This window comes from Bizionia gelidisalsuginis (assembly GCF_008086185.1).
GTDB lineage: Bacteria > Bacteroidota > Bacteroidia > Flavobacteriales > Flavobacteriaceae > Bizionia > Bizionia saleffrena.
The window spans coordinates 1-2,163 of the sequence record NZ_VSKN01000059.1 but is presented as its reverse complement, the minus strand read 5'-3'; the positions used below and the strand labels follow the sequence as shown (position 1 = coordinate 2,163).

Sequence of the window (2,163 nt, the reverse complement as noted above, 5' to 3'; positions counted from 1 at the left end):
TTGCAGTTACCACCCTTGCGACTTACTAATGCTTCTAGGCGTTACCCCAGCGCATAAGGGACTTGCACCCTCTAGATTAATTACTTACTTTGCTGTAAGTTAAAGATGCCCATACTGGGCACACACAACGTATATAATTTATTGCTGGCTTCTCGCCTACTTACGAAAGTCCTCGCGGACTTTCTTGGTTGGTAATTATTTATTAAATTAGTTGCTTAAACCACGCAACAAACCATATACAAACACGTTGTAAAACATTTAACGAAAATCTGTACTTAAAAGAAAAACAGCATTGTAATGAAATTAAAAATCAATGGAATAAAGTATAAATACAATCCTATTTACTACAAAAGAGAAGATGATTTAAATGTAAAATTACCTTCTTATTCAATTTACAGATACGGAAAGATATTTTATAATAATGAATGGAAAGATTGTCGATTTTACATCATAGACAGATTAGGGAAATCAAAATTACTAGTTTCACCTCTTGGAATTATTAAAGACGGAGTATCTGATATTGGAAAAGTTGATTCTCAAGGAAACTTAGAAACTATCGAACTTTCTAAATATAAAAGATTTATAATCAAAGTTTATGACTTTATCTTTTTACGCAAAGTTAACTTCATATCCTATTTTGATAAAATAAAACTAATTGAGAAAAATTTACAGTATATCTTAATTGCTTTATTAGGTTCTGTTGTTTATTTCTTAATAAATCATTTTTACGATAATATATTACAAGAACTGATAAATAAAAGTAATTTAATTCAATCTATTATAGTCTTCTTAAGTTTATCAAGTATTATCAACATAATTCATCCTTTTACATTACGAAAGGAATGGACCATTAAGGAAATTGACGATTTGATAATAAAAAGAATAGAAAAGCACAAAGAAGATATTGAACACGAAAATTATATAAAAAAGCAATCTGAATTTTAAAAAACGTTTTACAACACCGTGTAAAAAACATTGCTTATTTTAGTTCGATCGTTTGGTCGTTGCTCCTTTGCCAGCTTCTGATTTTCCTGCGGAAAATCCTCGCATACAAAATCGCAACATTCCTTACACAAAACCGTTAGCTACCATTTGAACTCACTCATTCGCACTCAACCAATGAATAAAGCAATTTTAATATTTATTACTTTCTTGACATTATTTTCTTGTAAAAAGGAAATTGAATATGGAGCGAATAAATTCATTGTTGACGACTATGAGAAATGGGAAAAAGAACTTTTTAAATATTCTGCTGACATTAATGATAGACCAATGATGTCTAATATAAGTGTGAGAGATTTTGTAGATGAATTGAAAGCAGACACAACTGATAAAGACAAGCTTGACATCCTTCAAACACGAGGGGAAACCAGTAACAATTGGATTAATGAAAATGATTTAAAATATCTGATATCCAAAATAAATTCCAAAGAAAAAGCAAAGTGTGTTATGGGAATTTCTTCATCAAATATTCCTGACTCAAAAGAAATGACTATCGGAAATCAAATCATATCGATAATAGAATCATACAGAAATAAAGAACCTTATCCAAGAGAAGACTGTGAATGCAAAATTTACAGCCAAAATAAGGTAGATGAAATATTAGCGTGGTGGAAAAAGAAAAACGGTAGCTAATCGAGTAGACGGCTGACAATCGAATGATTGCCAGTGCGCCTCTCACAACACCGTACGTACGGGTCTCGTATACGGCGGTTCAACGTTCATATCAACAATTGCTCTTTACACCAATTGAAGCTACCTACTATTTTAAGCATAGGCTACAAAAATTTACTCCTATGCGAATGTAATAGAGAACGTTGTTCCGTCCTTCCTTAATTGTGAGTCCTATGGGCTTTTTCTCCCACCTCGTTTCCCTTAAGTACTATGACTTCTGCTGACTTCTCCAATAGGCCAACTCGTAACTTTGGAGATCTCCCCAGGTAATGACATCTTCTTTCACTCAATCCCTGCCGTATCTAACTACTTACCCTTTTGATACTCTTTGGGCGTTGCAATGATGTGGTTGCTTACCCGAATAAATAGGCCTCTGTATACGGTTTCTGTTCGTCAGTACCGAGTTTTGTAGTCTCGCTTTCTTCAGAGGTAACTTTGCAGTTACCACCCTTGCGACTTACTAATGCTTCTAGGCGTTACCCCAGCGCA

General features: G+C 33.5%; 2 protein-coding genes. Both read left to right on the top strand.

The annotated features are described in order from the left end of the window. Positions 1-297 precede the first annotated feature (297 nt). The gene (locus ES677_RS14980) at positions 298-945 is read left to right on the top strand and encodes a hypothetical protein (protein WP_148381696.1); all 648 of its coding nucleotides are present in this window, start codon (positions 298-300) and stop codon (positions 943-945) included. Positions 946-1,119: 174 nt separating this feature from the next. Continuing rightward, on the top strand, positions 1,120-1,635 hold the full coding sequence (locus tag ES677_RS14975; RefSeq protein WP_148381695.1) for a hypothetical protein: 516 nt from the start codon (positions 1,120-1,122) through the stop codon (positions 1,633-1,635). Positions 1,636-2,163: the final 528 nt, after the last annotated feature.

Excerpts from the sequence above, each read along its gene's own strand:
- ES677_RS14980 (WP_148381696.1), top strand. The coding sequence starts at position 298 with ATGAAATTAAAAATCAATGGAATAAAGTATAAATACAATCCTATTTAC.
- ES677_RS14975 (WP_148381695.1), top strand. The coding sequence starts at position 1,120 with ATGAATAAAGCAATTTTAATATTTATTACTTTCTTGACATTATTTTCT.